The following is a 24,796-nucleotide window of genomic DNA, read 5'->3' as shown; positions in this document are numbered from 1 at the left end:
AAAGATCAATGCACCAGTTTGAGTCCTGACTGTTTCGACAACTTGCCTGGCATTCGGCCTGAGTGGCCTGACAAATAGTCGAGTCAGCGAATAAAACTGATAAACATCAGTGGGTTGCAATGTGTTTATGGAACTGCCCGATGCGTATTCGGGGTACACGGCACGTTTATTGATGTCGCCAGCCCCCGATGAGCAACAATAATCAAAAGAACAGTGGAGCGGCCATGCAACAGATCAGATCGCAAGTGACCGAGCGCGACGGCTTGTTCGAGCTCGAAGCCGGCAGCGATGTCCTCGACAGTCCCCGTTACAACCACGACATTGCACCGACCAAGGTGCGCGAACGCACCTGGAACAAATGGCACATCACCGCGCTGTGGGTCGGCATGGCGATCTGCGTGCCGACCTACACCCTCGGTGGCGTGCTGACCGCGTACTTCGGCCTGTCCGTCGGTGAAGCGCTGCTGGCGATTCTGTTTGCCAACATCATCGTGCTGATTCCCCTGACGCTTAACGCCTTTCCCGGCACCAAGTACGGCATTCCCTTTCCGGTGCTGCTGCGCTCGTCCTTCGGCGTGCTCGGTTCCAATATTCCGTGCCTGATTCGCGCCCTGGTGGCGTGCGGCTGGTTCGGCATCCAGACCATGTTCGGCGGGCTGGCGATTCACCTGTTCCTCGGCTCGGTGTTCGAGGGCTGGAAATCCCTGGGCGGCACCGGCGAGGTCATCGGCTTCATGGTGTTCTGGGCGCTGAACCTGTGGGTGGTGATTCGCGGCGCCGAGTCGATCAAATGGCTGGAAACCCTGTCGGCTCCGCTGTTGGTGCTGGTGGGCGTAGGCCTGTTGGTCTGGGCCATGCCCAACGTGTCGATGACCGAATTGCTGGCAATTCCGGCCAAGCGTCCCGAAGGCGCCGGCGTGGCCAGCTACTTCGCCGCCGGGCTGACGGCGATGGTCGGCTTTTGGGCCACGCTGTCACTGAACATCCCGGACTTCAGTCGCTACGCGAAAAGCCAGAAGGACCAGATCGTCGGGCAGATCATCGGTTTGCCGCTGACCATGTTCCTGTTCGCGTCCCTCGGCGTGGTGATGACCGCCGCGTCGGTGAAACTGGTGGGGGTGACGGTGTCCGATCCGGTGACCTTGATCGGCCATATCCAGAGCCCCGTTTGGGTCGCACTGGCAATGGCGCTGATCATCATCGCCACGCTGTCGACCAATACCGCAGCCAACATCGTGTCGCCGACCAATGACTTCCAGAACATCGCGCCCAAGGCGATCAACCGCACCAAGGCAGTATTGCTCACCGGGTTTGTCGGGTTGGCATTGATGGCCCATGAGCTGCTGAAAAAACTGGGCCTGATTGTCTCGGACGTCAGTCTCGAAACCGTCTATTCCAACTGGTTGCTTGGCTATTCCAGCCTGCTGGGGCCGATCGCCGGGATCATGGTGGTGGACTATTTCCTGATCAAGAAACAGCAACTGGACCTTGCGGGCCTGTATCGCGATGACGTGTATCCGGCGTGGAACTGGAGCGGGTTCATCGCGTTTGGTGTGCCGGTGGTGCTGACGTTGTTGTCCCTGGGCAGCGATGCGTTCAGCTGGTTCTACAGCTATGGCTGGTTCACCGGCTCGGCGCTGGGTGGGGTTATTTATTACGGGTTGAGTGTGATGCGGCCCAGCCCATCTGTTGCGAAATCTGCGGTGTAGCTGATGGCCTCTTCGCGAGCAAGCCCGCTCCCACAGGGGAATGCATTCCAAATGTGGGAGCGGGCTTGCTCGCGAAGACGGCCGCACAAACACCAACAAATTGCCTGAAGAAACACACAAGAACAGCCTGAGGAGATCATCATGAACGCGGCCGTAGACGTTCTGCAGTCCAGCCATCAGCACATCAACCGCGACCGCCTGTGGCAATCGCTCATGGAACTGGCCAGGCTCGGCGCCACGGTCAAGGGCGGCGTGTGTCGCCTGGCCCTGACCGACCTCGACCGCCAGGCCCGGGACATCTTCGTCAAATGGTGTGAGGAGGCCGGCTGCACCGTCAGCATCGACGCCGTCGGCAATATCTTCGCCCGTCGTCCCGGGCGCAATCCCGACCTGCCACCGGTGATGACCGGCAGCCACATCGACACCCAGCCCACCGGCGGCAAGTTCGATGGCTGCTTCGGTGTGCTGGCGGGCGTCGAAGTGCTGCGCACCCTCAATGATCTGAACATCGAAACCGAAGCGCCGCTGGAAGTGGTGGTCTGGACCAACGAGGAAGGCTCGCGCTTCGCCCCGTGCATGATGGGTTCCGGCGTGTTCGCGGAAAAATTCACCCTCGAGGAAACCCTGGCCAAGGTCGATGCCGAGGGCGTGACCGTGGGTGAAGCACTGAATGCCATTGGCTACGCCGGCCCACGCAAAGTCAGCGGCCACAAAGTCGGTGCCTACTTTGAAGCCCACATCGAGCAAGGCCCGATCCTTGAAGACGAACACAAGACCATAGGCGTGGTCATGGGCGCCCTCGGGCAGAAATGGTTTGACCTCACGTTGCGCGGCGTCGAAGCCCACGCCGGCCCGACCCCGATGCACCTGCGCAAGGACGCCCTGGTCGGCGCCGCGGTGATCGTCGGTGCGCTCAACCGCGCCGCCCTCAGCCACCAACCTCATGCCTGCGGCACCGTGGGTTGCCTGCAAGCTTATCCCGGCTCGCGCAACGTCATACCCGGCGAAGTGCGCATGACCCTGGACTTCCGGCACCTGGAACCGGCGCGCCTGGACTCGATGATCGCTGAAGTGCGCGAAGTCATCGAAACCACCTGCGAAGAACACGGCCTGACCTTCGAACTCACGCCAACGGCCGACTTCCCGCCGCTGTACTTCGACAAAGGCTGCGTCGAAGCCGTGCGCGGCGCCGCCCAAGGCCTGGGCCTGTCGCACATGGACATCGTCAGCGGCGCAGGCCACGACGCAATCTTCCTCGCCGAACTCGGCCCGGCCGGGATGATCTTCGTGCCCTGCGAAGGCGGCATCAGCCACAACGAAATCGAAAACGCCGCGCCGGATGACCTCGCGGCCGGTTGTGCGGTGTTGTTGCGGGCGATGCTGGCGGCTTCGGCGGCATTGGCTGCTTGATCAGCAAAAGATCGCAGCCTGCGGCAGCTCCTACAGGGGACGCATTCTCCGTAGGAGCTGCCGCAGGCTGCGATCTTTTGATCGTGATTCTTCAAACCCAAATGGCATCCCACAACGGATAGTCCCCAATTCGCTTCACCAGCCCTGCGCGCAAGGGATTCATAACGATGTAGCGGGCAGCGTCTTTGATGTCTTCCTCTTTGCGCAGTGCCCGATCGTAATAGCCGCGTTGCTACACTTGGCCTAAGTCTCCCAACATCAGATTGATCGACCGGCTGCTTCTGGATTTGATGCGACACATAAGCTCGGCCAATGTGCCTTGGTTCAGTTCGACCAACCAATGCAAATGGTCCGGCATCACTACCCAGGCCAAGGAATTTACGGTGGCGCTTTCATCGGCACTGCGCAGTTGACTGACAAGCTGACGTCCCAAATGAACGTCTGAGAACACCGGTCGACGTTGATGAGTGACTGCGGTCAGCAGATAGATACGCCCTGATTCGGAAACCCGAGCTTTACGCAGACGGCATCCTTTTGCAGCGATAGGCATTCCGTTGCCCTCTTTGAACGAGTGGATCATTGAACACTAGCCGAGAGTTTTCGCTCCATTTGCCCGAGGTTTTTCGGTTTGTTTCGAGTAACTTGAAAAGATCGCAGCCTGCGGCAGCTCCTACGGAGAATGCGTCCCCTGTAGGAGCTGCCGCAGGCTGCGATCTTTTGATCTTCAACCCACCGCTACGACCTCAAGCTTTTCACTGATCGACAGATCCGCCAGGTGAATCGGTTTGCGCCGATGCCTGAGCATCCCGCCCTGGCGTTGATTCATCACCGCCGTTATCTCCGCGAGTATCGACAGCGCCACGTTTTCCGGTGCATCGCCACCCAGGTCGAGGCCCATCGGGTAATGCAGGGCGCACGTGCCCGGACCGATTTCAGCCAGCAAGCGCTCCGTGCGCTCCTTCGGACCGAGTTGGCCAAGGTAGGCGGGCGCGGCTTGCAACAGTTGTCCGAGCCAGTGCCGGTCCTGGCAATAGCTGTGGGTCATCACGGTCACGGCGGCGCCGTCGGTCAGGGGGCGCAGGTCGAACGGGTTGTCGAGGCTGGCGAAGATCACCGCATCGGCCTGGGGGAAGCGTTCGGGGCGAGCGAAGTGGCTGCGACTGTCGATCACCGAGACGTGCCAGTTCAGCAGTTTGGCCATGCGCACCAAGGGCTGCGCGTCGTGGCCGGCACCGAAGATCACCAAACGAGGTGGCGGGGCGATGTATTCGAAAAACACTTCGACTTCACCACGGGCGTCGGTGTAGAGGCGTATCGATGATTTTTTTTGCGCCAGTGTCTTGCGCAGGTCCTGGCGAATCGCGATTTTCAATGGCAGGTTGCGCAGGGTGCTATCGGTGTCGGACAGCAGACGGTCACCGACCCGCGCCGAGGCATTGCGAGACGTGGCGATCACCGTGGCCATGGCGGCCGGTTGTTGACTGTCACGTACACGGCGCAGCAGTTCGATTGCAGGTGAAGGCGACTTTGCGTGCAGGCGTTCAAGCATGACGAATACCGTGCCGTTGCAACCCAGGCCAAAGGTCAGGGCGCTTTGCTCATCGTCCTCATCCTCGGTGGCGCCGGTGCTGTAGCGGCGCACCACGGGTTCGCCGGAGTCGGTCAGCCACCAGGCTTTTTTCGCCAGGTCCTGCTCCAGGCAACCGCCGCTGACGGTGCCGACGGTGCGGCCATGCAGGGGAATGAGCATTCGTGCGCCGGGGCGGCGATAGGCCGAGCCTTCGACCTTGACCACGGTGGCGAGGATGGTTTCTTCGCCGGCCTGGGCGCCGGTGTCGATGGCTTGTAGAAGATCATTGAGGCCGGACATGGCATCTCTTCCTGAAAATGAAGGCGATCCTGTAGGAGCTGCCGAAGGCGGCGATCTTTTGACCTTGATCTTAAAAAAAGCAAAATCAAAAGATCGCAGCCTTCGGCAGCTCCTACAGGGGGATTTGTGTTGGTGGTGGGTCAGTCGTCCACGCTCATCAACTGCCGCACCCCATCCCACGCCTCGGCCCGCATCCGCTGCACATCCAGCCCCGGAATCACGCCGTTATCGACCACCACCCGGCCACCGACCAGGCTGTACTTCACCGCAATCGGTTCGCCCGCCACCACGGGCGCCACGGCAATGTCGTGGAAGCCGAAGAAGCGCGGATGGTCCAGACCGTAGATCACCAGGTCCGCCGCCTGACCGATTTCAAGGGTGCCGACCGCACCCAGCCCCAGCACCTGTGCACCACCCGCCGTGCCCCAGTGGATGACATCTTCGGCGGTGGTGGCCGAGGCGCCTTGCCCGGCCCGGTGAATCAGCCACGCGGTGTTCGCTTCACCGACCATGCTTCCGGATTCGTTGGACGCCACGCCATCCACGCCGAGGGAAATCGGCACCCCGGCTTCGAACATCTGCGGCACCGGTGCCACGCCGCTACCCAGGCGCGCATTGCTCACCGGGCAGTGGGAAATGCCGGTGCCGGTTTGCGCGAGCATGCGGATTTCACCGGGTTGCAGGTGCACCGCGTGGGCGAACCACACGTCCGGGCCGAGCCATTCGTGTTCGGCGACGAACTCCACCGGCAGGCAGTTATATTTCTCGCGGCAGAAATTCACGTAGTTCTGGGTTTCCGACAGGTGCGTGTGCAGGCGCAAGCCAAGGCCCCGGGCGGTGTGGGCCAGTTCCCGCAGCAGCGTCGGCGGCAGGGAAAAAGTCGGCGTGGTCGGTGCGACGACCACCCGGCGCAAGGCGTCCGGGGTGTCCTGGTGATAACGGGATTTCAGTCGTTCGATGTCACCGACCATCTGGTCCAGGGTTTCCGGTTGCAGCGCGGTCTTCGAGAAACCCGGATGGGCGCTGGCCGACTCCAGCGCGCCGCCCCGGCACAGCACGAAACGCAGGCCGAATTCCCCGGCCATGTCGAACAGCAGGTCACCGGTCTCGGTGCTGCCGTTGGCATGGTAGAGGTAATGGTGATCGGCGCAGGTGGTCACCCCCGACAGTAGCAACTCGGCCATGCCCAGTTGTGCGGCGATCCGCGCCAATTGTGGGGTGAAGCGGTTGAGGCGCGGGTAGGGCACGCTGGCCAGCCAGCCTTGCAGGTCCTGGTTCAAGCCTTCGGGCACGGCTTTGAGCAGGTTCTGGAACAGGTGATGGTGGGTGTTGATCCAGCCCGGATACACCACCGAGTTGCGCGCATCGATCACCCGTTCACCGGGTTGCGCGTCAAGGCCGGCGGCCATTTCGGCGATGCGACCGTTGACGATGCGGATATCCACGGCGCCGGCCCGGGCCCGTGGGCCGCGCAGGCCGGTCATTACCGCCAGCGGGTTCTTGATCAGGATGTTTTGCAGTTCAGTCATGGTCGGCTCCGGTCAGAGGCTGTGGGTGGCGGATTTGCTGGCGGCGGCATCAGGCACGCTGACACCGTTGAGGGTGGCGTTGAGCAACACCGACACCAGGCAGGCGATGACCACGCTGCTGTGCAGGAACGGCTGCGACCACTCGGGCAGTTGCTTGAACAGGGCCGGGGCCAGCACCGGCACCAGGGCGGCGGCGATGGTGAAGCCGACGATCAGCACGTTGTAGCGATTGCGCTCGTAGTCGACCTTGGCCAGGGTCTGGATCCCCGCCGCCGCGACCACGCCGAACATGGCGATCCCGGCACCGCCGAGGGCTGCGGTCGGCATCGAGGCGATGATCGCGCCGGCCTTTGGCACCAGCGCCACCGAGCACATCAGCAGGCCGCTGACCGCGACGACCCAGCGACTGCGCACGCCGGTGAGGATCACCAGCCCGACGTTCTCCATGAAGGCAATGAACGGAAACGCCGCGAACATCCCGGCGATGGTGCTGGCCAGGCCATTGGCGCGCAGGCCGTTGATCACCTGTTTTTCTTCCACCGGTTTGTCGACGATGTCGCCGATGGCCACGAACAGCCCCATGGACTCGACCATCTGCACGATCATCACCACCACCATGGTGGCGATGGGGATCAGGCTGAAGGTCGGCAAGCCGAAGTAGAAGGGGTACGGCACGGTGAGCCATGGCGACTCCTGCACACTGTGAAAACTGCCCATGCCCAGCCCGTAGGCCAGCGCCGCGCCCACCAGCATGCCCACCAGCACCGCCATATTGCGCAGCATCGGGCTGCCGTAGCGGTTGACCAGCAGGATGCTGAGCAATACCACTGCCGCAACAGCCAGGTACGCCGGTGCCCCGAAGTCGCTGGCATGCCGCCCGCCGCCGACCCACTCATAGGCAATCGGGAACAACTGCAAGCCGATCACGGTGACGATGCAACCGGTGACCACCGGTGGAAAGAAGCGCCGCAGTCGACCCACGAAGGGTGCCATCAGCATGGTGAAAATCCCCGCGCCGATCACCGCGCCGCAGACTCCGGCGAAACCGACTTGCGGGTTGGTGCCGATGGCGATCACCGGCCCCACGCTGCTGAACGCCACGCCCTGCAGGATCGGCAGGCGCACGCCGAATTTCCAGAAACCGACGGTTTGCAGCAGGGTGGCGATGCCCGAGCAGAACAGCGTGGTGCTGATCAGCACCACGGTATCGGCCTGTGACATCTTCAAGGCGCTGGCGACAATCAACGGCACGGCGATGGCGCCGATGTACGAGACGGCCATGTGTTGCAGGCCGAGGGTGAGCATTTGCCGTACCGGCAGAATCCGGTCGACGGGGTGGATGGTGGACGTTACAGGGGTATTGGCTGACGACATGGGGAATCACCTCTTGCTGTTTTTATGCTGTAGAGAGGGGTATTCGTTCTGATGCCGGAGAGTTCAGGTTCACAGTGATCCCGGTGGGAGCGGGCTCGCGAAAGCGGTGTGTCAGTCAACGAAGATGTTGAGTGTGACGGCCTCTTCGCGAGCAAGCCCGCTCCCACAGGCTCTGTGTTGCCTTGACCGATTGGCATCAGTCATTCGTGTGCCCGGAACCGCCATCCACCGGCTCCGATGCCTTTTTTCAGCCTGCCAGGCAGGCGGCAAAGCCCTGGTTCAGGGCCGTGCGGTCCAGGTCGCGGCCGATGAACACAATCTTGCTGGAGCGCGGTTCGGTGCCCCATGAAGTGGAGGCCCGGAACTCGACGAGGCTGTGCACCCCTTGCAGCACATAGCGCTGGTCTTGATCGGCCACCGCCAGCACGCCCTTCATGCGGTACAGGTTGTCGGCCTGCTCGGTACGCAGTTTCGTGATCCAGCGATGGAAATCACCGAGGTTGACCGCGCCGTCCACGGCGATGCCCACCGACGACACGCTCGGGTCGTGCTCATGGTCGGGCTCGTCATGGTCGTGATGATGCTCATCGGCGTGGTGGTCGTGTTCGGCGCCGATTTCCATGAGTTTCTGCGTGGACTCGAAGGCACCGATACCAAGGATCTTCGACAGATCGATCTCGGCGTAGCTCGAGGTCACCAGGTCCGCCGTGGCATTCAGGCCCCGGATTTTGTCGCTCAGGGACGCCACTTCGGCGGCGCTGACCAGGTCGACCTTGTTGATGACGATGCGGTCGGCGCAGACGATCTGGTCCACCGCCTGGTTGTCCACGCCGTCGAGTTGCAGGTCTTCCAGGTGCTGGGCGATGTGCTTGGCATCGACCATGGTGACGATGGCGTCCAGTTCCACTTCATCGGCAATCGGGTCGTTGATGAAGAAGCTCTGGGCTACCGGGTAGGGGTCGGCCAGGCCACTGGTTTCGATCAGGATGTGGTCTAGCCGCACGGGCCGCGCCACCAGTTCGCGGACGATGCGCACCAGGTCCTCGCGGACCTCGGCGGTGCAGCACACGCAGCCGTTGACCATCTCATAGATTTCTTCGGTTTCGGAGCTGAGCACCAGGTCGCCGTCGATGCCGACTTCGCCGAATTCGTTTTCGATCACGGCGATCTTGCGTCCGTGGTTTTCCTTGAGGATGTAGTTGAGCAGGGTGGTTTTGCCGGCGCCGAGGAAGCCTGTGAGGATGGTCACCGGGATTTTGGTGTTCGGGGTCGGGGCGTTGAATGGGGTGTTCATGTGATGCTCCTTGGTAACGATCGGTCGGAGTGCTTTCAACTGTGAAAGCGAGCTTGCTCGCGATGAGGCCATATCAGCTGGCATTGATGCGGACTGACCCACCGCTATCGCGAGCAAGCTCGCTCCCACAGGGGGTTGGGTGTTCTCTCCAGCGTCGCGCTGTCCCGGCGTCGAGGCCGAACAGGTCGAGGACACGGCCGAGGCTGTGGTCGACCATTTGCGCAAGGTCTTGCGGGCGGGCGTAAAAGGCCGGCACGGGCGGGGCGATGATCCCGCCCATCTCGGTGATTGCCGTCATGTTGCGCAGGTGGGCGAGGGTCAGCGGGGTTTCCCGGGCCATCAGCACCAGGGTGCGGCGTTCCTTGAGGGTGACGTCGGCGGCGCGGCCGATCAGGCCCGAAGAGGTGCCGGTGGCGATTTCCGCCAGGGTGCGCATGGAGCAGGGCGCCACCACCATGCCCAGGCAACGGAACGAACCGCTGGCGATCCCGGCGGCCACGTCGTCGGCACGGTGGTAATGGCTGGCCAGCGCGGTGACGTCGGCCAGTTTGTAGTCGGTTTCGTGGGCCATGGTCAGCAGTGCGGCGCGGCTGATGACCAGATGGGTTTCGATGTTCAACTCGGCGAGCAATTGCAGCAGGCGCACGCCGTAGATAAAGCCCGACGCACCGCTGATGCCGACCACCATGCGCTGGCGGTTCATGATTGCAGGCCTGCGAGCAGTTGGCGGGCACGCTCGACCACCTCCTGGTCCAGCTGCGCCTTGATCCCGTCGAAACCAGAGCCGCGAGTGGCGTCCAGGCCCATGCGCGAGGTGGTGCCGTTGACCGAGGACGACGGGTCCAGCGGGCTGCCGGGCAGGCCATCGATGACGAAGATGTCCTGATGCGGCTGGAAGTGCGTGGCCAGCGCCCACAGCACCTGGCTGTCGTCGCCGATGTCGATGTCGCTGTCCACCGCGATCACGGTCTTCAGGTACGGGTCCCAGCCGAGCAGGGCGAGCATGATCTGCCGCGCCTCGCCGTCGCGGCTCTGGTCCAGGGCGACGTAGCAGTGGAAATGGGTGCCGGAATTGGGGTAGTGCACGGCGGTGACGGCGGGGAAGCGAGCTTTGAGTTTCTCGCTCATTTCCGCTTCCCGGGGCAGCCGCGCCAGGGTCAGGTGTTCGGCATATCGCCCACCGACCACGTCCACCAGCCAGGCATCCTTGCGCCGCATCAGGGTGTCGACCCGCAGCACATTGTTGGTCGAACGATCCGAGGAATAGCCGCTGAACTCACCGAACGGGCCTTCTTCGGCATAGGCCGTCGGATCGATGGCGCCTTCCAGGACAAACTCCGCAAAGGCCGGCACGCCGATGCCGTAGCGCGGGGTTTTCACCAGCTCCAGCGGCGCGCCGAACAAGCCGCCGGCCACCGCGCGCTCATCGCTACCGAACGGCAAGCGTGCCGCCGCCGCCAGCATGAACAGCGGGTGCGCGCCGACCACCATGGCCACGCGCAATTCTTCGCCGCGCTCCCGGGCGGTTTGCAGCATGCGCCACAGGTGACCGCGTGAATGCAGGCTGGTGGCGAGGGTCTGCCGTGCATGGCGCATCGAGCGGTGATAGCTCATGTTGGCAATGCCGGTGACCGGGTCTTCGGCAATGATGATCGCGTTGGTGATATAGGGGCCGCGGTCACTGTCAAAGTGCTTGAGCATTGGCAGCAGCGCAAGGTCCACGGCTTCGCCTTCGAAGATTTCATCCAGCACCGGGCCGGTTTCCACGTAGCGCGGGGCGATGGGGTTGTTGGCGCGCTTCTGGAAAGTCTCGTGCAATTGCGCCGGGGCAACGCCGAACATCCGGGCGATGCGGGTGCGGGAGGCGAACAGGTTGGTGACCACCGGCGCGCCGAAGTTGCCGACTTTTTCGCAGATCAGCAGCGGATCGCGGCCCTGGGTGGCGAGGGTGTCGACCAGGGCGGTGACGTCCTGGTCGGCTGAAAGGGATTGCCGGACGGTGAGCACATCGTCCGGGTATTGCCGGCGATAGGCGTCTAGAAAATCGTGAAAATCCTGGGTATCGCCGAGCGTCGAGAGGGTCATGGTTTCACCTCGTGAAAAGCAATGCTGTGCGTTCAAGTAACTCTTGAAGCTAGCGAGAACCCTGTGGGAGCGAGCTTGCTCGCGATAGCAGAGGGTCAGTTGACGTCAGTGTTGAATGTGACGCCGTCATCGTCGGAACGCCGCCCGGAACAAGCTCGCTCCCACAGGTTCCGAGGCGCTAGAGGTAAGTCGTGGTCAGACGAATGTCCGCCTCGATCAGGTCCTTGGGCGGCGGTGTCGGTTCGATGCCGCACAACCGGGCGATGTTGTTGCCCAGGTAGTCCTCAAGGTGATCCTCATCGATGCCCAGGCCTTGCGGCGCAGGCGAGCACAACACTTCGAGTTCGCGCAGCCACATGCCCGGTTCATTCGGCGGCGAGTCAGTGCCGAAGACGATCTTGTTACGCGGCAGGTCCTTGGCGAACTCGACGATCCGCGACTGGAAGCACCAACCGGATTCGCAATAGACGTTCGGCGTGTCCATCGCCATCCAGAACGCTTCGAACGAGTAGTTGCCGCCGGTCTGGATGCCGAAGTGGCCGATGATGAAATTGACCATCGGAAACTCGCGGATGATCGGGTAGAACATCGTCGGGATGGTGTACGGCCCGTCCCCGGTGTGGATCAGCACCACGATGTTGTACTTGGCGCAGACCTTCATCGCCGGACGCAACCAGTCCAGCGCCCGGTCCGGGCGATAGCCGTGCATGTTGGCGTGTAGCTTGAGCATCTTGAAGCCGTATTCCTTGATGTGGAATTCCAGCTCCGCCGCACCGTTTTCCGGTCCCCAGCGCGGGTTGAAGTTGAAGTTGCCGATGAAGCGGTCCGGGTATTTCACGCACAGTTCGGCGACGTAGGACATGTAGTCACGCACACCCTCACGACCCCGGCGGTTGCCGTCGCGATAACCAGTGTTGCCTGGTGGCGGCTGGATGAAGCCCATGTCGATGCGGCGCGGCTTGCCGTTGATCATGTACGGGCCGTCCATCAGCTTGAGCATGCGCTCGCCGGTGAAGGGTTCGCCGGTGTGGCGCCAGGCCTCGTCGACCAGGTTGGTAGGGTGCAGATGGGTATCGATAATCATCGGTTCAGCTCCTGGCCAGTTGCGTGGTGACGGGGCGCTTGAGCTGCGCCTCTGCTTCGCAAACGGAACGAGGTGGCGGGGTCGGTTCGAGGCCGATCATCCGTGCGGTGTTGTTGCCCAGGTACTCTTCGAGGGTGTCCTCGTCGAGGTTCAGGCCCTGCGGCGGTTCGTGGCACAACACTTCCAGCAGGCGCAGCCACATACCGGGTTCGTTCGGCGGCGTATCGGTTCCGAACAGGATCTTGTGGGTCGGCAGGACCTTGGCGAACTCGACGATCCGCGACTGCAGGCACCAGCCCGATTCGCAGTAGACGTTGGGCAATTCCATCGCCCATTGCATCGGCTCGAACACGTAGACCCCGCCGGTCTGCACGCCGAAGTGGGCCATGATGAAATCGACGTTGGGGAATTCCTTGATCATCGGCACCCATTCCGACGGGATGCTGTAAGGCCCGTCGCCGGTGTGCAGCTTGACCGGGATGCCCAGCTCGGCGCATTTCTCGAAGGCCGGGCGCACCCAGTCCAGGGCGCGGTCCGGACGGTAGGCGTGCATGTTGGCCTGCATCTGGACCATCTTGAAGCCGTGTTCCTTGACATAGCGCTCGATGGCCTCGACGCCGTTCTCCACGCCGCAGCGCGGGTTATAGACGAAGCAGCCGATGAAACGGTCCGGGTAGGTCTGGACCATTTTCAGCGTGTAGGCCATGTAGGCGTCGATGGACTCGCGGCCGGTCAGATCGCCGTCGGTCCAGGTGTAGATGGTGTTGCCCTGGGGTGGCTGGATGAAGGCTTTGTCGATGCGGCGAGGTTTGCCGTTGACCATGTACGGGCCATCCATCATCTCCAGCAGACGCTCGCCGGTGAACGGGTCACCGTCATGCCTCCAGGCGAGGTCCACCAGATCGGTGGGATAGCAGCTGATATCGATGATCATTGAAGTCGATCTCCTGATAGCGGGGAAGGGAACCTTGCGGTTCACAGCAGCCACGTCCCGGGTAATCGGCCATTTCTATGCGCAAAGCATCACGCATTCCCTCGCCTGGTCGCATCCGGCTCGGGACGCTGGCTGCTTGGGGGCAAGTATTGGAAGGGGGTGTCGGGTTCGTACAATATTAATTGGGCGAGGGGTTGATATGCGTTCGATATGGGGGAAGGAAAATCAAAGATCGCAGCCTTCGGCAGCTCCTACGGGAGACGAGTGCAGGAGCTGCCGAAGGCTGCGATCTTTTGACCCTAAAGCAATGTGTTTTCAGCCAACTGCTTGACCGCCTCAACCACCGGCGCCACCCGCTCGGCCTGCCCCGGCGGCCACACCGCATACAGGTTGTAATGCGCCGCAATCTGCGCCTCGTTCAGCACCACCAGCCGACCGCTGCGCAAGGCATCTGCGGCCAGCAAACCACGCACCAGTCCCGCACCGACGGCGGCCTCGGCAGCGGCAATCAGGTTCGCTGCGTTATCGAACACCACCCGCGCCGCAGGTTCGACGGGAGGCATGCCGGCCGCATCCAGCCACGGAATCCATGACCGTCGCGTATACCCCAGCAATGGCAGTTGAAGGATCTGCGCCGGACTCAACGGCAGTTCCAGACCATGACGTTTCAGCAGTTCCGGTGAAGCCACCGCCATCACCCGGTCCCCGCAAATCTGCGTCATCTCGCAGTCGTCCCAGTCGCCATAACCGTAGCGCAAGGCCAGGTCCACCCGTTCGAATGCACTGCGGTCCGAGCGTGGCATCGACAACAGCACCACCTCATGGTCGGGCAACAGGTCCAGCAACTGCGGCAGGCGCGGATTGAGCCAGCTCTGGGCCAGTTCGCTGTCGATGTCGAGGGTCAGGCGCTGGGCCACGCTGCGGTTCTTCACCGAAGACAGCGCCCGGTCGATCTGCGCCAAGCCGTCGGACAACACACTGGCGAACAGTTGCCCGGCATCGGTCAGGTTGCTGCCGCCGCCTTCGCGCACGAACAGCGGCTGGCCGATGAAGTCTTCCAGCGAGCGGATCTGCTGGCTGATGGCGCTGTGGGTCAGGTCGAGTTTGCGCGCCGCGCTGGAGAAACTGCCGCTGCGCGCCGCCTGGATGAACGCGCTCATGGACTGCACCGACGGGTATCGCTTGTACATGCTGTTAGTCCTACTTACACAGGATGGCAGAAATCGTCGCTGGCCCGTTTTTCCCAAGGCTTCCAATAATCGATCACCAGGCCTGCACAAAGACGGGCCGCTCTCTTGGAGCCTGACAATGATCGAATTCACGGTAAACGGCGAACGACGCGAGCTGGCAGAGACATCGCCCTCCATGCCCTTGTTATGGGTACTGCGTGACCACTTGAAACTCACCGGCACCAAGTTTGGTTGCGGCATGGGCCTGTGCGGTGCCTGCACCGTACACCTGGACGGCGTCGCGGTGCGCTCCTGCCAACTGCCGGTCGCCGCCGTGGCGGGGCACAGCATCACCACCATCGAAGGCTTGTCGCCGACTGAGCAGCATCCGCTGCAACTGGCCTGGGTTGCCGAAGATGTGCCGCAATGCGGTTACTGTCAATCGGGTCAGATCATGTCCGCCGCCGCGTTGCTCAACACTGGTGCCGCGGTGACCGACGATTCGATCCGCAATGCCATGTCCGGCAATCTGTGCCGGTGCGGCACTTACGGGCGGATCAACAAAGCGATCAAGCACGCGGCAAACGCGCCGAAGGAGGCGTGATGACGATCTCCCCGATGGATGTTTCGCGACGGGTGTTTCTCAAGCAAACCGCGACTGTTGCTTCCGGCCTGGCCATTGCGTTTTACCTGCCTTCGAGCCTTGCCGCGACTGACCCGAAAGCCCCGGCACCTGCCGGTGAATTCGAACCCAACGCCTGGGTGCGTATCCTGCCCGACGGCACGGTAAAGCTGGTGGTGCATAAACACGATTCCGGCACTGGAACACACACGGCCCTGGCCGCCTGCGTGGCCGAGGAACTGGACGTCAATCCGATGACCGTGCAGGTGATCTCGCCGGAAGATCCGTTCTTCGAAACCTACATTCACCCGATCTGGAAAGTCTTCTCCACCGGCGGCAGCACCAGCGTCTCGCTGGAATACGACCGCCTGCGCATGGCCGGTGCCACGGCCCGGGCGTTGCTGATCACGGCGGCTGCCAAACAGTGGAAAGTCAGCCCCGACAGTTGCATCACTGAAGAAGGCCGCGTGGTTCATGGGGCGAGCAAGCGCAGCCTCGGTTATGGCGAACTGGTGGGTGTCGCCGCGCATCTGCCGGCACCGGCCAAGGTCACGCTCAAGGACCCGGCGCAGTTCAGGTACATCGGCAAGCTGCGGCACAAGCGCGATGCCCAGGCCAAGGTCTGCGGGCGCTTCAAATACAGCATCGACGTGGTGTTGCCGGAGATGCTGGTGGCGGTGATTCAGCGCGCTCCCGTGCTGGGGGCGACCGTTGTGTCGATGGACAGTGCGGCTGCGCTGCAGGTACCGGGCGTGCGTAAGGTGATCAAGGTGCCGGGGCGTCCCGATGTCCTCGGCGGTAACGTCGAAGGCGTGGCGGTATTGGCGGATAGTTACTGGGCCGCGCATCAGGGGCGCGAATTGCTCAAGGTGCAGTGGAGCGACTCGCCGCTGGCGGGTTTCGACAGTGATGAACTGGCCAAGGCCCAGGTAGCGGCGCTGGCGGACCAAGGCGCGCAACGGGTGTCCGCCATGGCTGCGGGTGATGTGAACGCACAATGGCCGAATGCGGCAAAGCTGCTCGAAGCCGATTACCGCATGCCCTACAAGGTGCAGAACCCGCTTGAGCCAATCTGCATCACCGCGCAGGTCAAGGACAACGCCATCACCTATTGGGGCGGGGTTCAGGTGCCTTCGTCGGCGCTGGAAGCGGCGCAAGTCATATGCAAGTTCACCAAGGACAAAGTCACCATCAACGAACGGGTGTCCGGCGGCAGCTTCGGAGCGCGGGAGGCCAAGTATTGGTTGTTCGAAGTGGCCTACCTGGCGCAGCAAGCCAGGGTGCCGGTGAAACTGATGAACAGCCGCGAAGACGAAATGCGTTCATTGTTCATGCACCCGGCCACGCTGCACCGGGCCAAAGGTGCGCTGGATGCGCAGGGTCGCTTGACCGCGCTGCAGCTCGACGCGGTGTCGCCGGCCTCGCCGGAGCAGTGGGAGCCGGGCTATTTCGAGCGCCCCGGCAAAATGGACTACAGCACCACCGAAGCCATCACCGCTTGGGATTTCGCCTATCGCCCGGCCAACCTCGACCTGACATGGGTCAGGCACGAGAGCCAGGTGCCCAGTGGCTGGTATCGCTCGGTGAGCTTCATCCCCAATGTGTTCGCCGTGGAAAGCTTCATGGATGAACTGGCCCATGGCGCCGGGCAAGACCCGTTGGCTTTTCGCCTGGCCAACATGCAGGACCGGCCACGGCATGTCGCTGTTTTGAAAAGCGCTGCCGAACGTGCCGGCTGGGGGCAGCCGCTGCCCGAAGGCACGGCGCTGGGAATCGCCACGAACCAGGGTTACACCAGCTTCATTGCGGTGGTCGCGCGCCTGTCGCAAAAGGACGGCGTGATCAAGGTCGAGAAGCTCACCTGCGTGGTCGATTGCGGCCTGGCGGTGTCGCCCGGCGGCGTTGAAGAGCAGATCTACGGCGGCTTGATGTGGGGGCTCGGCCACGCGTTGTTCGATCGGATGGACATCAAGCGAGGCAGGGTGGTGCAGAGCAACTTCCATGATTACCGGGTGACGCGCATGTCGGACATGCCGGCGGTGGACATCCTGCTGGTAGACGGCGATCCGGCCAAGCCCGGTGGTGTCGGTGAGCTGGGCAGCCCGTCGGTGGCCCCGGCCATTGCCAATGCCCTGTTCAGCCTGACCGGCGTGCGCCAGCGCTCTACACCGCTGAACCTGGGATAACGGGCATGGACTTGCGCTTGCTGAGGTACTTCATGGCCCTGGCTGAAGAGCTGCATTTCGGCCGGGCCGCCACCCGCTTGCATATCTGCCAGCCACCCCTGAGCCAGCAGATCCGTCTGCTGGAGGAGGAACTGGGCACGCCATTGTTCGAGCGCAGCCATCACCGGGTCGAGTTGACCGCCGCCGGGCAGATGCTCAAGGAACAGGCGCCGCTGGTGTTCGAACAACTCAACCGCGCGCTGGACCTGACGCGCCAGACCGGCCGTGGCCAGTTGGGCGAACTGGAAATCGGCATGATCAGCTCAGTGATGGTCGGGGTGCTGCCTCGGGCTTTGCACCTGTTTCGCGAGCGTTATCCGCAAGTAAACTGGCACCTGCATGAGATGACCCCGGCGGCGCAGGTCAAGGCGCTCAAGGAAAAACGCATCGACGCCTGTGTGTTCCGGGTCGGGTATGACGACCCGCAGTTGCGCAATGAACTGCTGATCTACGAGCCGATCCGGGTGGTCATGCCGGTCGATCATCCGTTGGCAAAGCGTGAAACCCTGGCGCCGTCGGATCTGGCTCAGGAGCCATTCGTCGCCCTGGAGTTGAAGCAATCACGGTTCGCCGATTTTCTCTTCCAGTGCTGCATCCAGGCCGGGTTCACCCCGCAGATCCGCCAGCAGGTGATCGAGGTGCAAACCTTGCTCAGCCTGGTGCGGGCAGGTTTCGGCGTGGCGTTGCTGCCGGCATCCATCGAGCAATTGGCGCCGGCGGGCCTGGTGTTCCGGCGCCTGACCCCGGCGTTGCCGGAGGTGCCGCTGTACGCCACGTACCGCGCGGACGATGATTCGCCGGTGCTCAAGCTGTTTCTCGATACGTTGCGCGAACTGGTGTTGCAAAACTCCAACTGAACACTAATTCCTGTGGGAGCGGGCAAGCCCGCTCCCACAGGGTTCGTTGCACTAACCTTAAGCTCGAAGGTCGTACTCTTCACAGGGTCACCATACTTGTGGGGTCGCAATGAGCCAGGACGTCCTGACCACCGAAACCAATCGTCGCCAGTTGCAGCAGATCATCGCCGGGCTGTCCGACGGGGTGATCCTGCTCGACCCCGACCAGACCATTCGCTGGGCCAATGAGGCTGCCCTGGCCATGCACGGCGTCTCGCAGGTCAGCGATCTGGGGCCCGATGCCAAGGCCTACGCCAAGCGCTTCGTCCTGCGCTATCGCAACAATCACCTGGTGCCGGTCGACAGCTATCCAATCAACCGTGTGGCCCGTGGCGAGACGTTTAGTGACGTGCTGGTGGTGGTGGCATCGGCGGCCGATGAAGAAGAGCACAGCTGGGTCCATCGCGTGCGCAGCCTGGTACTGGCCGATAGCCAGGGCGAACCAGAGTCGTTGGTGCTGATCATGGACGATGTCACCGAGTGGGCCAGCGCCGAGCAGCGCTTCGAGAAAACCTTCGCTGCCAACCCCGCGCCAGCGGTGATCTGTCGCCTCAGTGATCTGCGCTACATCAAGGTCAATCCCGGCTTCCTTGAAATGACCGGCTACTCTCGCGATCAGGTGATCGGCACATCCACCTATGAACTGGATGTACTGGAGCAAGCCGAAAACAAGGCATTGGCCAAGCAATGTTTGCGCGAAGGGGGGACCATCGCGCAGATGCAGGCCGAATTGCGGCTACCGGATGGCGGCAGCAAGCAGGTCATCGTCGCCGGCCAGCCGCTGGAACTCAACGATGAGGCCTGCATGCTGTTTTCCTTCGTCGACATGGAGCCTCGACACAAGGCCGAAGTGGCTCTGCGCCAAAGCGAAGAACGCTTTGCCAAGGCGTTTCGGCTGTCTCCGGTGCCAATACTGGTGTGTGGCGCGGGTGACCAGGTGGTGCTGGACGTCAACGAGGCGTTCCTCGATACGCTCGGTTATCCGGGTGAAGAGGTGCTGGGCGAGAACATCGCGCAGATCGATTTCATCGACGACAAGGGCGCACGCACTCGGTTGTTCGCCGCATTGGAGAAAACCGGCAGCCTGGATCGCATCGACGTGCGCCTGCGCAGGAAAGACGCCGGGCTGATCGATTGCGCGGTGTCGGCGGACACCGTGAACATTCAGGGCATCCCCTGTTATCTGCTGGTGCTGATGGACATCACCGAGCGCAAGCGCACCGAGCTGGAACTGGTGTCGGCCATCGAGGAGGTGATGAAGGACGCCTCATGGTTCAGCCGCACGCTGATTGAAAAACTGGCCAACGTGAAGCGCTTCAACTCACCGGAACTGCCCGGTGTGTCCTTCGCCGACCTGACCGCCAGGGAGCGCGATGTGCTGGGGCTGATCTGCGAAGGCCGGGCCGACAAGGAAATCGCCGCGCGCCTGAAGCTGGCGCCGAACACGGTGCGCAACCATGTGGCGACGGTGTATTCCAAGCTCGGTGTGCACAGCCGCAGCGAGGCGATTGTCTGGGCGAGGGAGCGGGGACTGTTCTCCAGTGAATGGCGACCCAGGGGGTAGCGTTAAGGTGCAAATGCACTAGAGCGCAGGGTGCAAATTCATGTGTCGACCCGGTGTGGTGGTTTTTAGGCTGAGGAGGTGCGGCAGATGGCTTCAAGTCGTCGGCGCCGCCTTGGTAAACCGCCAAAAGGAACAGCCTCATGAGCCAGTTACCCGATGCTTCAACCCGCCAGGCCTCGCTGCAATGATTACCCAGGCGCAACTGCGGATGCTGATCGAGCGCAGTTTTTCACCCCTGGCTTGCGAATGCAGTGTCACCGGCGACCATTCGCTGACCGTGAAGCTCTACCACCCGGTGTCGGGCCAGGTGGACCTGGTGGTCAGTGGCCTGCACATGAGCACGTTGCAGACGGCGCAGTCGGTCACTGTATTGATCGAAGAACTGCGTTACGAACTGGACAGTAATTCCTTGCAACGGCCTGATACGGCGATGTAAGAACTGTCAGCTTTTACGGGTGTTGGCCACGGGCTGCGCTATGAGTGATTCGCAGATATTTATTTTTTTTGACAGGTGTATGGACTTTGCGCGCCGGTTTTGTTGTCACAAAAAATGTGTCTATCACTTATCGCGGGTCAACCTATGAAAACTCTTGGGAAACGCGTTATCTCACCCTTGTCGCTGGCATTGTGCGTGGCGATCCTCGGCGGCTGCTCCAGTCCGCCACCCCCGCCTGTGGTCACTCCACCCCCTCCTGAACGCACCTGCCAGGCCATGGATAAAACCGATGTCCTGGGCGATGTACGGGCTGAAGACGGGCAGGTGACCCGAGTCACCACCACGACGCGTTGCGTCACGCAGTAAATCGGGTTTTTACGCTGTGGGAGCGAGCAGGCTCGCTCCTACAGGGATTTGTGCTGTTCAGACGATCAGGACAGGAAACCGCCATCCACATTCAGCGAAACGCCGGTGGTGTAGCTGGAAGCATCGCTGGCCAGGTACAACACTGCGCCGGCCATTTCGCTTGGGTCCGCCACGCGCTTGAGCGGGATCTGTTGCAGCGCGGTGTTCAGGATGGCTTCGTTTTTCACCAGTGCCGAGGCGAACTTGGTGTCGGTCAGGCCCGGCAGCAAGGCATTGCAGCGAATCCCGAACTGCGCGCATTCCTTGGCGAAGACTTTGGTCATGTTGATCACCGCCGCCTTGGTCACCGAGTAGATGCCCTGGAAGATGCCCGGCGAAACACCGTTGATCGACGCCACGTTGATGATGCTGCCGCCACCGTTTTCGCGCATCAGCTTGCCGGCTTCGACCGACATGAAGAAGTAGCCGCGGATGTTCACGTCGACGGTTTTCTGGAAAGCGCTGAGGTCGGTGTCCAGCACGTTGCAGAACTGCGGGTTGGTCGCGGCGTTGTTGACCAGGATGTCGAGACGGCCGAACTGTTCCTTGATGCCGGCGAAGACTTGGCTGATCTGTTCCATTTCGCCGATGTGGCAGGCAACGGCAGTGGCCTTGCCGCCCGCGGCGATGATGGCGTCGGCGACGTGCTGGCAGCCTTCGAGCTTGCGGCTCGACACGATCACGTGGGCGCCTTGCTGGGCCAGCAGTTTGGCAATGGCTTCACCGATGCCACGGCTGGCGCCGGAGACGAAAGCGATCTTGCCGTCGAGGTCGAACAACTGAGTCTTGGACATGGGATTCCCTTGTTATTAAGCCTTGTGATGAAGCTGATCAGAGGCTGGATTTCGAAATGACCTGCAAGCTCATCTGCTCCAGCAGCTTGTTCATGTGAATGAACTGCGCGAAGCGTTTGTCCTGGGTCTGGCCATGGTAGAAGCGGTAGTAGATCTGCTGCACGATGCCGGCCAGGCGGAACAGGCCGTAGGTGTAGTAGAAGTCGAAATTGTCGATGCGGATGCCCGAGCGTTCGGCGTAGTAGTCGACGAATTCGCGGCGGGTCAGCATGCCCGGTGCATGGCTCGGCTGGCGGCGCATCATCTGCACCGGCGCCGGATCATCGGCTTCGATCCAGTAGGCGAGGGTATTGCCCAGGTCCATCAGTGGATCGCCCAGTGTGGTCAGTTCCCAATCGAGCACGCCGATGATCTGCATCGGGTTGTTCGGGTCGAGGATCACGTTGTCGAAGCGGTAGTCGTTGTGCACGATGCTGGAGGTCGGATGGTCGGCCGGCATCTTGTCGTTGAGCCAGGCCTTCACCGTGTCCCAATGTGGCGCATCGGGGGTCAGGGCCTTTTCGTAGCGATCGCTCCAGCCTTTGATTTGCCGCGCCACGTAACCTTCGGGTTTACCCAGGTCACCCAGGCCGTAGGCGTTGTAGTCGACGCGGTGCAGCTCTACGAACTTGTCGATGAAGCTCTTGCACAGGGCTTCGGTTTTCGCCGAGTCCAGGCCCAGTTCCGGCGGCAGGTCTGAGCGCAGGATGATGCCGTTGACCCGCTCCATGACATAGAACTCGGCACCGATCACCGATTCGTCGGTGCAGTGCACGTAGGCTTTCGGGCAGTACGGAAAACCGTCGCGCAGTTGATTGAGGATGCGGAATTCACGGCCCATGTCGTGGGCCGACTTGGCCTTGTGGCCGAAGGGCGGGCGACGCAGGACTAATTCCTGTTCGGGGTATTCCAGCAAGTAGGTGAGGTTTGAAGCGCCGCCCGGAAACTGGCTGATCCGTGGCAAGCCGCTGAGCCCCGGAATATGGGCCTTGAGATACGGATCGATCAGGCTGGCATCGAGCTCTTCGCCGGTGCGGATACGGGTGGACTGGTCGTTAAGCGCCATGCTTATCCCTTCTGCTTATTCTGGAGGCCTTGAACTATTGGCTAATCTAATGCGCACACTGCGCACCTACAACCGCGAACGGCTCTTATAGGTGAGCGTGTTGCCGGCCAATCATTGTTTTTGATACAGCTGTTTGACTCGCCATCAATGGGCGAGCTGGCTCTCGGCCGACGGTAGTTCGATCGGTGTGAGCACCGGTTGGCCGGAGAAAAACGCCACGAGGTTCTTGCCCACCAGTTCGACGGTGCCCTGGGTGGCTTCCGGGGACAGCCCGGCGACATGGGGAGTGAGGATCACGTTGCTCAGGGTCTTGAGTGCATCCGGCACCTTCGGCTCGGCGTCGAACACATCCAGCGCGGCACCGGCGATCCGGCGTTGCTCCAGGGCGGCGATCAGGTCGGCCGTGGCAATCACGCTGGCCCGGGCGATATTGACGATAAACCCGTTGGGGCCCAACGCGTCCAGCACCTGGCGATTGATCAGTTGCCGGGTGCCCACGCCGCCGGGGGTGGCGACGATCAGGAAGTCCGAGGCCCGTGCCAGTTCGGTCGGGGTCGAGCACAAGGTGTAGGACACATCGCTGCGACGCTGGCGATTGTGGTAGCAAATGTCCATGTCGAAACCGGCGCTGGCGCGTTTGGCAATCGCCATGCCGACCGCGCCGAGGCCGAGGATGCCCAGGCGTTTGCCGGCCAGGGAAGGGCGCATGATCTTCGGCCACTCGCCGCGCCGTACGGCGGCGTCACAGCGAGGAATGTCGCGTACCAGCGACAGCAGCAGCGCCATGGCATGGTCGGCGACGGACGAGGCGTTGACCCCGGCGCCATTGGTGACGGTGATGCCCCGGTTCGCCGCGGCCTGCAGGTCGACGTGTTCATAGCCGGCGCCGATCACGCAGATGATCTTGAGGTTGGGCAGGGCGGCGATTTCATCGGCATATAGCCCCAGAGGGCCACGGGTGAGGACGGCGTCGATCTGCCCGGTGTGGCGGGCGATGGCTTCGGCGCGCTCGGTGGGCGTCGGGGCCAGGATCAGGTGAAAGCCCTGATGTTCAAGGATAGGCAGGTAATCATTGATGGTTTCAACCAGTACCAGAACGGTTACGGGCATGCTTGGCTCCCTGGGCATCGAAAAATCGGTTCGAACGTCACTTGAGATTGCTGATTTCAGGGTGGCTTGGCAACCACCAGCGATCGCGGCCCGTGGCAGCTCCTGCGCCGTTGAGGGCACTGCGCTGAGTGTAGGATCTGGCGAAGCCTGCGATCTTTTTATTGCGTGGGGGCGGGCGATTTACTTCGACGGCGTGAGGGCGGCCCGGGCAGCTTCGAGAATTTCATCCGACAGCGGATCGCCGCGGGTGGCCCGGGACAGCATCAGCGCGCCGAACATCAGCGAATACTGCACCAGCGCCTGCTGCCGTTTGCCGGCTTCGTCCTCTGCGTCCAGCAGCGAGCCGAGGGAATCAAGCAGGTTGTTCAGGCCTTGCAGATAGGTTTGGCGCAATCCGCTCTCGGCGGCCTCATGGCACATGTCCCCGGCAAACGCCACCACTGGGCAGCTGTCGCCCGGATTGTCCCGGCTTTCGTTGGACAGGTAGGTTTCGACCACGGCGCGGCGGGCGGCGTCCTTGCTGTCATGCTCGGCCACCCGTCCCAGCCAGCGTTGCGCGGCCTGATCGAAAGCCCGGCCACTGGCCTCTTGCGCCAGGGCTTCCCTGGATTCGAAGTGCCCGTAGAAACCGCCGTGGGTCAGGCCCGCGGCGGCCATCACATCGACCACACTGATCCCGTGCAAGCCGCGTTCACGAAACAGCCGTGTGGCGGCATCGACTATGGTCTCGCGGTTGAGGTCGGCTTGTTTGCGGGAAACTCGGGGCATGGGTCATTCTCGGTTTGCAGGTTGGACATCAGAGGGCGTATTGGGCAACTCCGTTGCCGAATGACCAGTTCTCTTTTTTCACTTCCACCAGATTAATGAAAACGTCTTCCAGGCGCACGGCCAGCTCTGCGTTAAGGCTTTCGGCGATGGTTTTGTAGAGGTTTTTTTTCTGCTCCAGGGTTCGCCCTTCGTTGAGGGTGATCTGGATGACGACCAGGTTGTCGCTGCGGTTGATGCCCAGATACTCGGGATCAAAGATGAAATGCTGCTCGTCGTGTTCGGCCAGGATCTGGAAGTTGTCGTGTTCCGGTACGCCAATGGTCTGGCGCATGGCGGCAAAGATCAGTTGCCCGATGCGTTTGGCGTGGGTGGGGTTCCGGTGTTTTTTGATGTCGACGCGAACCAGTGGCATG

The 24,796-nt window shown here is 62.0% G+C and carries 22 protein-coding genes and 1 pseudogene; 8 read left to right on the top strand and 15 right to left on the bottom strand.

Annotation, left to right across the window (positions count from 1 at the left end; genetic code table 11):
* The first annotated feature begins 224 nt into the window (after nucleotides 1-224).
* Both ACM6G4_RS28650 and ACM6G4_RS28645 read left to right on the top strand, forming a co-directional pair.
* Nucleotides 225-1,709, top strand: a complete 1,485-nt coding sequence (locus ACM6G4_RS28650; RefSeq protein ID WP_409078775.1) for an NCS1 family nucleobase:cation symporter-1 — start codon at nucleotides 225-227, stop codon at nucleotides 1,707-1,709.
* 141 nt (nucleotides 1,710-1,850) lie between these two features.
* The gene (locus ACM6G4_RS28645) at nucleotides 1,851-3,119 is read left to right on the top strand and encodes a Zn-dependent hydrolase (RefSeq protein ID WP_414915107.1); all 1,269 of its coding nucleotides are present in this window, start codon (nucleotides 1,851-1,853) and stop codon (nucleotides 3,117-3,119) included.
* A gap of 91 nt (nucleotides 3,120-3,210) precedes the next feature.
* On the opposite strand, the pseudogene ACM6G4_RS28640 reads toward ACM6G4_RS28645, so the two are convergent.
* The 10 genes and pseudogenes from ACM6G4_RS28640 to ACM6G4_RS28595 all read right to left on the bottom strand — a co-directional run bounded on the left by ACM6G4_RS28640 (nucleotide 3,211) and on the right by ACM6G4_RS28595 (nucleotide 14,479).
* Nucleotides 3,211-3,669, bottom strand: a pseudogene (locus tag ACM6G4_RS28640) (REP-associated tyrosine transposase).
* A gap of 174 nt (nucleotides 3,670-3,843) precedes the next feature.
* Nucleotides 3,844-4,989: an XdhC family protein gene (locus ACM6G4_RS28635; RefSeq protein ID WP_414915106.1), complete on the bottom strand. Its 1,146-nt coding sequence runs from the start codon at nucleotides 4,987-4,989 to the stop codon at nucleotides 3,844-3,846.
* 140 nt (nucleotides 4,990-5,129) lie between these two features.
* Nucleotides 5,130-6,518, bottom strand: coding sequence for an amidohydrolase family protein (locus tag ACM6G4_RS28630; protein ID WP_056727745.1), 1,389 nt, complete (start codon nucleotides 6,516-6,518; stop codon nucleotides 5,130-5,132).
* Between the two features lie 12 nt (nucleotides 6,519-6,530).
* Nucleotides 6,531-7,892: a nucleobase:cation symporter-2 family protein gene (locus tag ACM6G4_RS28625; RefSeq protein WP_056727743.1), complete on the bottom strand. Its 1,362-nt coding sequence runs from the start codon at nucleotides 7,890-7,892 to the stop codon at nucleotides 6,531-6,533.
* A gap of 247 nt (nucleotides 7,893-8,139) precedes the next feature.
* Complete coding sequence (locus tag ACM6G4_RS28620; RefSeq protein WP_414915105.1) at nucleotides 8,140-9,186, bottom strand: CobW family GTP-binding protein; 1,047 nt, start codon at nucleotides 9,184-9,186, stop codon at nucleotides 8,140-8,142.
* Nucleotides 9,187-9,259: 73 nt separating this feature from the next.
* Nucleotides 9,260-9,889 carry a UbiX family flavin prenyltransferase gene (locus ACM6G4_RS28615; RefSeq protein ID WP_056727739.1) on the bottom strand — a complete coding sequence of 210 codons (630 nt, stop codon included), beginning with the start codon at nucleotides 9,887-9,889 and terminating at the stop codon, nucleotides 9,260-9,262.
* Entirely contained in the window at nucleotides 9,886-11,271 is a 1,386-nt protein-coding gene (locus tag ACM6G4_RS28610; protein WP_056727738.1) for a UbiD family decarboxylase, read from the bottom strand. The genes ACM6G4_RS28615 and ACM6G4_RS28610 overlap by 4 nt, the downstream gene beginning before the upstream one ends.
* A gap of 178 nt (nucleotides 11,272-11,449) precedes the next feature.
* Nucleotides 11,450-12,355 (bottom strand): amidohydrolase family protein, encoded by a 906-nt coding sequence (locus ACM6G4_RS28605; RefSeq protein WP_053158646.1) that lies wholly within the window; start codon nucleotides 12,353-12,355, stop codon nucleotides 11,450-11,452.
* Nucleotides 12,356-12,359: 4 nt separating this feature from the next.
* On the bottom strand, nucleotides 12,360-13,289 hold the full coding sequence (locus ACM6G4_RS28600) for an amidohydrolase family protein (RefSeq protein WP_056727736.1): 930 nt from the start codon (nucleotides 13,287-13,289) through the stop codon (nucleotides 12,360-12,362).
* 299 nt (nucleotides 13,290-13,588) lie between these two features.
* Nucleotides 13,589-14,479, bottom strand: coding sequence for a LysR substrate-binding domain-containing protein (locus tag ACM6G4_RS28595; RefSeq protein WP_056727733.1), 891 nt, complete (start codon nucleotides 14,477-14,479; stop codon nucleotides 13,589-13,591).
* Between the two features lie 118 nt (nucleotides 14,480-14,597).
* Between ACM6G4_RS28595 and ACM6G4_RS28590 the strand changes: the two genes are divergently transcribed.
* From ACM6G4_RS28590 to ACM6G4_RS28565, 6 genes are all read left to right on the top strand, one after another.
* Complete coding sequence (locus ACM6G4_RS28590) at nucleotides 14,598-15,062, top strand: (2Fe-2S)-binding protein (RefSeq protein WP_223542591.1); 465 nt, start codon at nucleotides 14,598-14,600, stop codon at nucleotides 15,060-15,062.
* Nucleotides 15,062-17,266: a molybdopterin cofactor-binding domain-containing protein gene (locus ACM6G4_RS28585; protein WP_414915104.1), complete on the top strand. Its 2,205-nt coding sequence runs from the start codon at nucleotides 15,062-15,064 to the stop codon at nucleotides 17,264-17,266. Before ACM6G4_RS28590 ends, ACM6G4_RS28585 begins: the two co-directional genes overlap by 1 nt.
* Nucleotides 17,267-17,271: 5 nt before the next feature.
* Entirely contained in the window at nucleotides 17,272-18,162 is an 891-nt protein-coding gene (locus ACM6G4_RS28580; RefSeq protein ID WP_223542589.1) for a LysR substrate-binding domain-containing protein, read from the top strand.
* 109 nt (nucleotides 18,163-18,271) lie between these two features.
* Nucleotides 18,272-19,765: a helix-turn-helix transcriptional regulator gene (locus ACM6G4_RS28575; protein WP_056727724.1), complete on the top strand. Its 1,494-nt coding sequence runs from the start codon at nucleotides 18,272-18,274 to the stop codon at nucleotides 19,763-19,765.
* A 184-nt stretch (nucleotides 19,766-19,949) separates the two neighbouring features.
* Nucleotides 19,950-20,201 (top strand): DUF1652 domain-containing protein, encoded by a 252-nt coding sequence (locus ACM6G4_RS28570; RefSeq protein WP_056727723.1) that lies wholly within the window; start codon nucleotides 19,950-19,952, stop codon nucleotides 20,199-20,201.
* A 144-nt stretch (nucleotides 20,202-20,345) separates the two neighbouring features.
* Entirely contained in the window at nucleotides 20,346-20,567 is a 222-nt protein-coding gene (locus tag ACM6G4_RS28565) for a hypothetical protein (RefSeq protein ID WP_156385868.1), read from the top strand.
* A gap of 65 nt (nucleotides 20,568-20,632) precedes the next feature.
* On the opposite strand, the gene ACM6G4_RS28560 is transcribed toward ACM6G4_RS28565, so the two are convergent.
* From ACM6G4_RS28560 to ACM6G4_RS28540, 5 genes are all read right to left on the bottom strand, one after another.
* Entirely contained in the window at nucleotides 20,633-21,400 is a 768-nt protein-coding gene (locus ACM6G4_RS28560; RefSeq protein WP_008046696.1) for an SDR family oxidoreductase, read from the bottom strand.
* Nucleotides 21,401-21,437: 37 nt separating this feature from the next.
* On the bottom strand, nucleotides 21,438-22,505 hold the full coding sequence (locus tag ACM6G4_RS28555) for a phosphotransferase family protein (protein ID WP_056727719.1): 1,068 nt from the start codon (nucleotides 22,503-22,505) through the stop codon (nucleotides 21,438-21,440).
* 144 nt (nucleotides 22,506-22,649) lie between these two features.
* Nucleotides 22,650-23,615 carry a 2-hydroxyacid dehydrogenase gene (locus tag ACM6G4_RS28550; RefSeq protein WP_409078778.1) on the bottom strand — a complete coding sequence of 322 codons (966 nt, stop codon included), beginning with the start codon at nucleotides 23,613-23,615 and terminating at the stop codon, nucleotides 22,650-22,652.
* Nucleotides 23,616-23,795: 180 nt separating this feature from the next.
* Nucleotides 23,796-24,383 carry a TetR/AcrR family transcriptional regulator gene (locus ACM6G4_RS28545; protein WP_223542586.1) on the bottom strand — a complete coding sequence of 196 codons (588 nt, stop codon included), beginning with the start codon at nucleotides 24,381-24,383 and terminating at the stop codon, nucleotides 23,796-23,798.
* A 28-nt stretch (nucleotides 24,384-24,411) separates the two neighbouring features.
* Nucleotides 24,412-24,795 carry a tautomerase family protein gene (locus ACM6G4_RS28540; RefSeq protein ID WP_414915103.1) on the bottom strand — a complete coding sequence of 128 codons (384 nt, stop codon included), beginning with the start codon at nucleotides 24,793-24,795 and terminating at the stop codon, nucleotides 24,412-24,414.
* Between the last annotated feature and the right edge of the window lies 1 nt (nucleotide 24,796).

Source organism: Pseudomonas sp. IT-P258, from assembly GCF_949767825.1.
Taxonomy (GTDB): Bacteria; Pseudomonadota; Gammaproteobacteria; order Pseudomonadales; family Pseudomonadaceae; genus Aquipseudomonas; species Aquipseudomonas monachiensis.
Note: the sequence above shows the minus strand (reverse complement) of the source record. Positions and strands in the feature narration are given on the sequence as shown.

What these genes read in the sequence shown, in the direction of transcription:
- ACM6G4_RS28650 (WP_409078775.1), top strand. Translation starts at nt 225, where the DNA reads ATGCAACAGATCAGATCGCAAGTGACCGAGCGCGACGGCTTGTTCGAG.
- ACM6G4_RS28645 (WP_414915107.1), top strand. Translation starts at nt 1,851, where the DNA reads ATGAACGCGGCCGTAGACGTTCTGCAGTCCAGCCATCAGCACATCAAC.
- ACM6G4_RS28635 (WP_414915106.1), bottom strand. Translation starts at nt 4,989, where the DNA reads ATGTCCGGCCTCAATGATCTTCTACAAGCCATCGACACCGGCGCCCAG.
- ACM6G4_RS28630 (WP_056727745.1), bottom strand. Translation starts at nt 6,518, where the DNA reads ATGACTGAACTGCAAAACATCCTGATCAAGAACCCGCTGGCGGTAATG.
- ACM6G4_RS28625 (WP_056727743.1), bottom strand. Translation starts at nt 7,892, where the DNA reads ATGTCGTCAGCCAATACCCCTGTAACGTCCACCATCCACCCCGTCGAC.
- ACM6G4_RS28620 (WP_414915105.1), bottom strand. Translation starts at nt 9,186, where the DNA reads ATGAACACCCCATTCAACGCCCCGACCCCGAACACCAAAATCCCGGTG.
- ACM6G4_RS28615 (WP_056727739.1), bottom strand. Translation starts at nt 9,889, where the DNA reads ATGAACCGCCAGCGCATGGTGGTCGGCATCAGCGGTGCGTCGGGCTTT.
- ACM6G4_RS28610 (WP_056727738.1), bottom strand. Translation starts at nt 11,271, where the DNA reads ATGACCCTCTCGACGCTCGGCGATACCCAGGATTTTCACGATTTTCTA.
- ACM6G4_RS28605 (WP_053158646.1), bottom strand. Translation starts at nt 12,355, where the DNA reads ATGATTATCGATACCCATCTGCACCCTACCAACCTGGTCGACGAGGCC.
- ACM6G4_RS28600 (WP_056727736.1), bottom strand. Translation starts at nt 13,289, where the DNA reads ATGATCATCGATATCAGCTGCTATCCCACCGATCTGGTGGACCTCGCC.
- ACM6G4_RS28595 (WP_056727733.1), bottom strand. Translation starts at nt 14,479, where the DNA reads ATGTACAAGCGATACCCGTCGGTGCAGTCCATGAGCGCGTTCATCCAG.
- ACM6G4_RS28590 (WP_223542591.1), top strand. Translation starts at nt 14,598, where the DNA reads ATGATCGAATTCACGGTAAACGGCGAACGACGCGAGCTGGCAGAGACA.
- ACM6G4_RS28585 (WP_414915104.1), top strand. Translation starts at nt 15,062, where the DNA reads ATGACGATCTCCCCGATGGATGTTTCGCGACGGGTGTTTCTCAAGCAA.
- ACM6G4_RS28580 (WP_223542589.1), top strand. Translation starts at nt 17,272, where the DNA reads ATGGACTTGCGCTTGCTGAGGTACTTCATGGCCCTGGCTGAAGAGCTG.
- ACM6G4_RS28575 (WP_056727724.1), top strand. Translation starts at nt 18,272, where the DNA reads ATGAGCCAGGACGTCCTGACCACCGAAACCAATCGTCGCCAGTTGCAG.
- ACM6G4_RS28570 (WP_056727723.1), top strand. Translation starts at nt 19,950, where the DNA reads ATGATTACCCAGGCGCAACTGCGGATGCTGATCGAGCGCAGTTTTTCA.
- ACM6G4_RS28565 (WP_156385868.1), top strand. Translation starts at nt 20,346, where the DNA reads ATGAAAACTCTTGGGAAACGCGTTATCTCACCCTTGTCGCTGGCATTG.
- ACM6G4_RS28560 (WP_008046696.1), bottom strand. Translation starts at nt 21,400, where the DNA reads ATGTCCAAGACTCAGTTGTTCGACCTCGACGGCAAGATCGCTTTCGTC.
- ACM6G4_RS28555 (WP_056727719.1), bottom strand. Translation starts at nt 22,505, where the DNA reads ATGGCGCTTAACGACCAGTCCACCCGTATCCGCACCGGCGAAGAGCTC.
- ACM6G4_RS28550 (WP_409078778.1), bottom strand. Translation starts at nt 23,615, where the DNA reads ATGCCCGTAACCGTTCTGGTACTGGTTGAAACCATCAATGATTACCTG.
- ACM6G4_RS28545 (WP_223542586.1), bottom strand. Translation starts at nt 24,383, where the DNA reads ATGCCCCGAGTTTCCCGCAAACAAGCCGACCTCAACCGCGAGACCATA.
- ACM6G4_RS28540 (WP_414915103.1), bottom strand. Translation starts at nt 24,795, where the DNA reads ATGCCACTGGTTCGCGTCGACATCAAAAAACACCGGAACCCCACCCAC.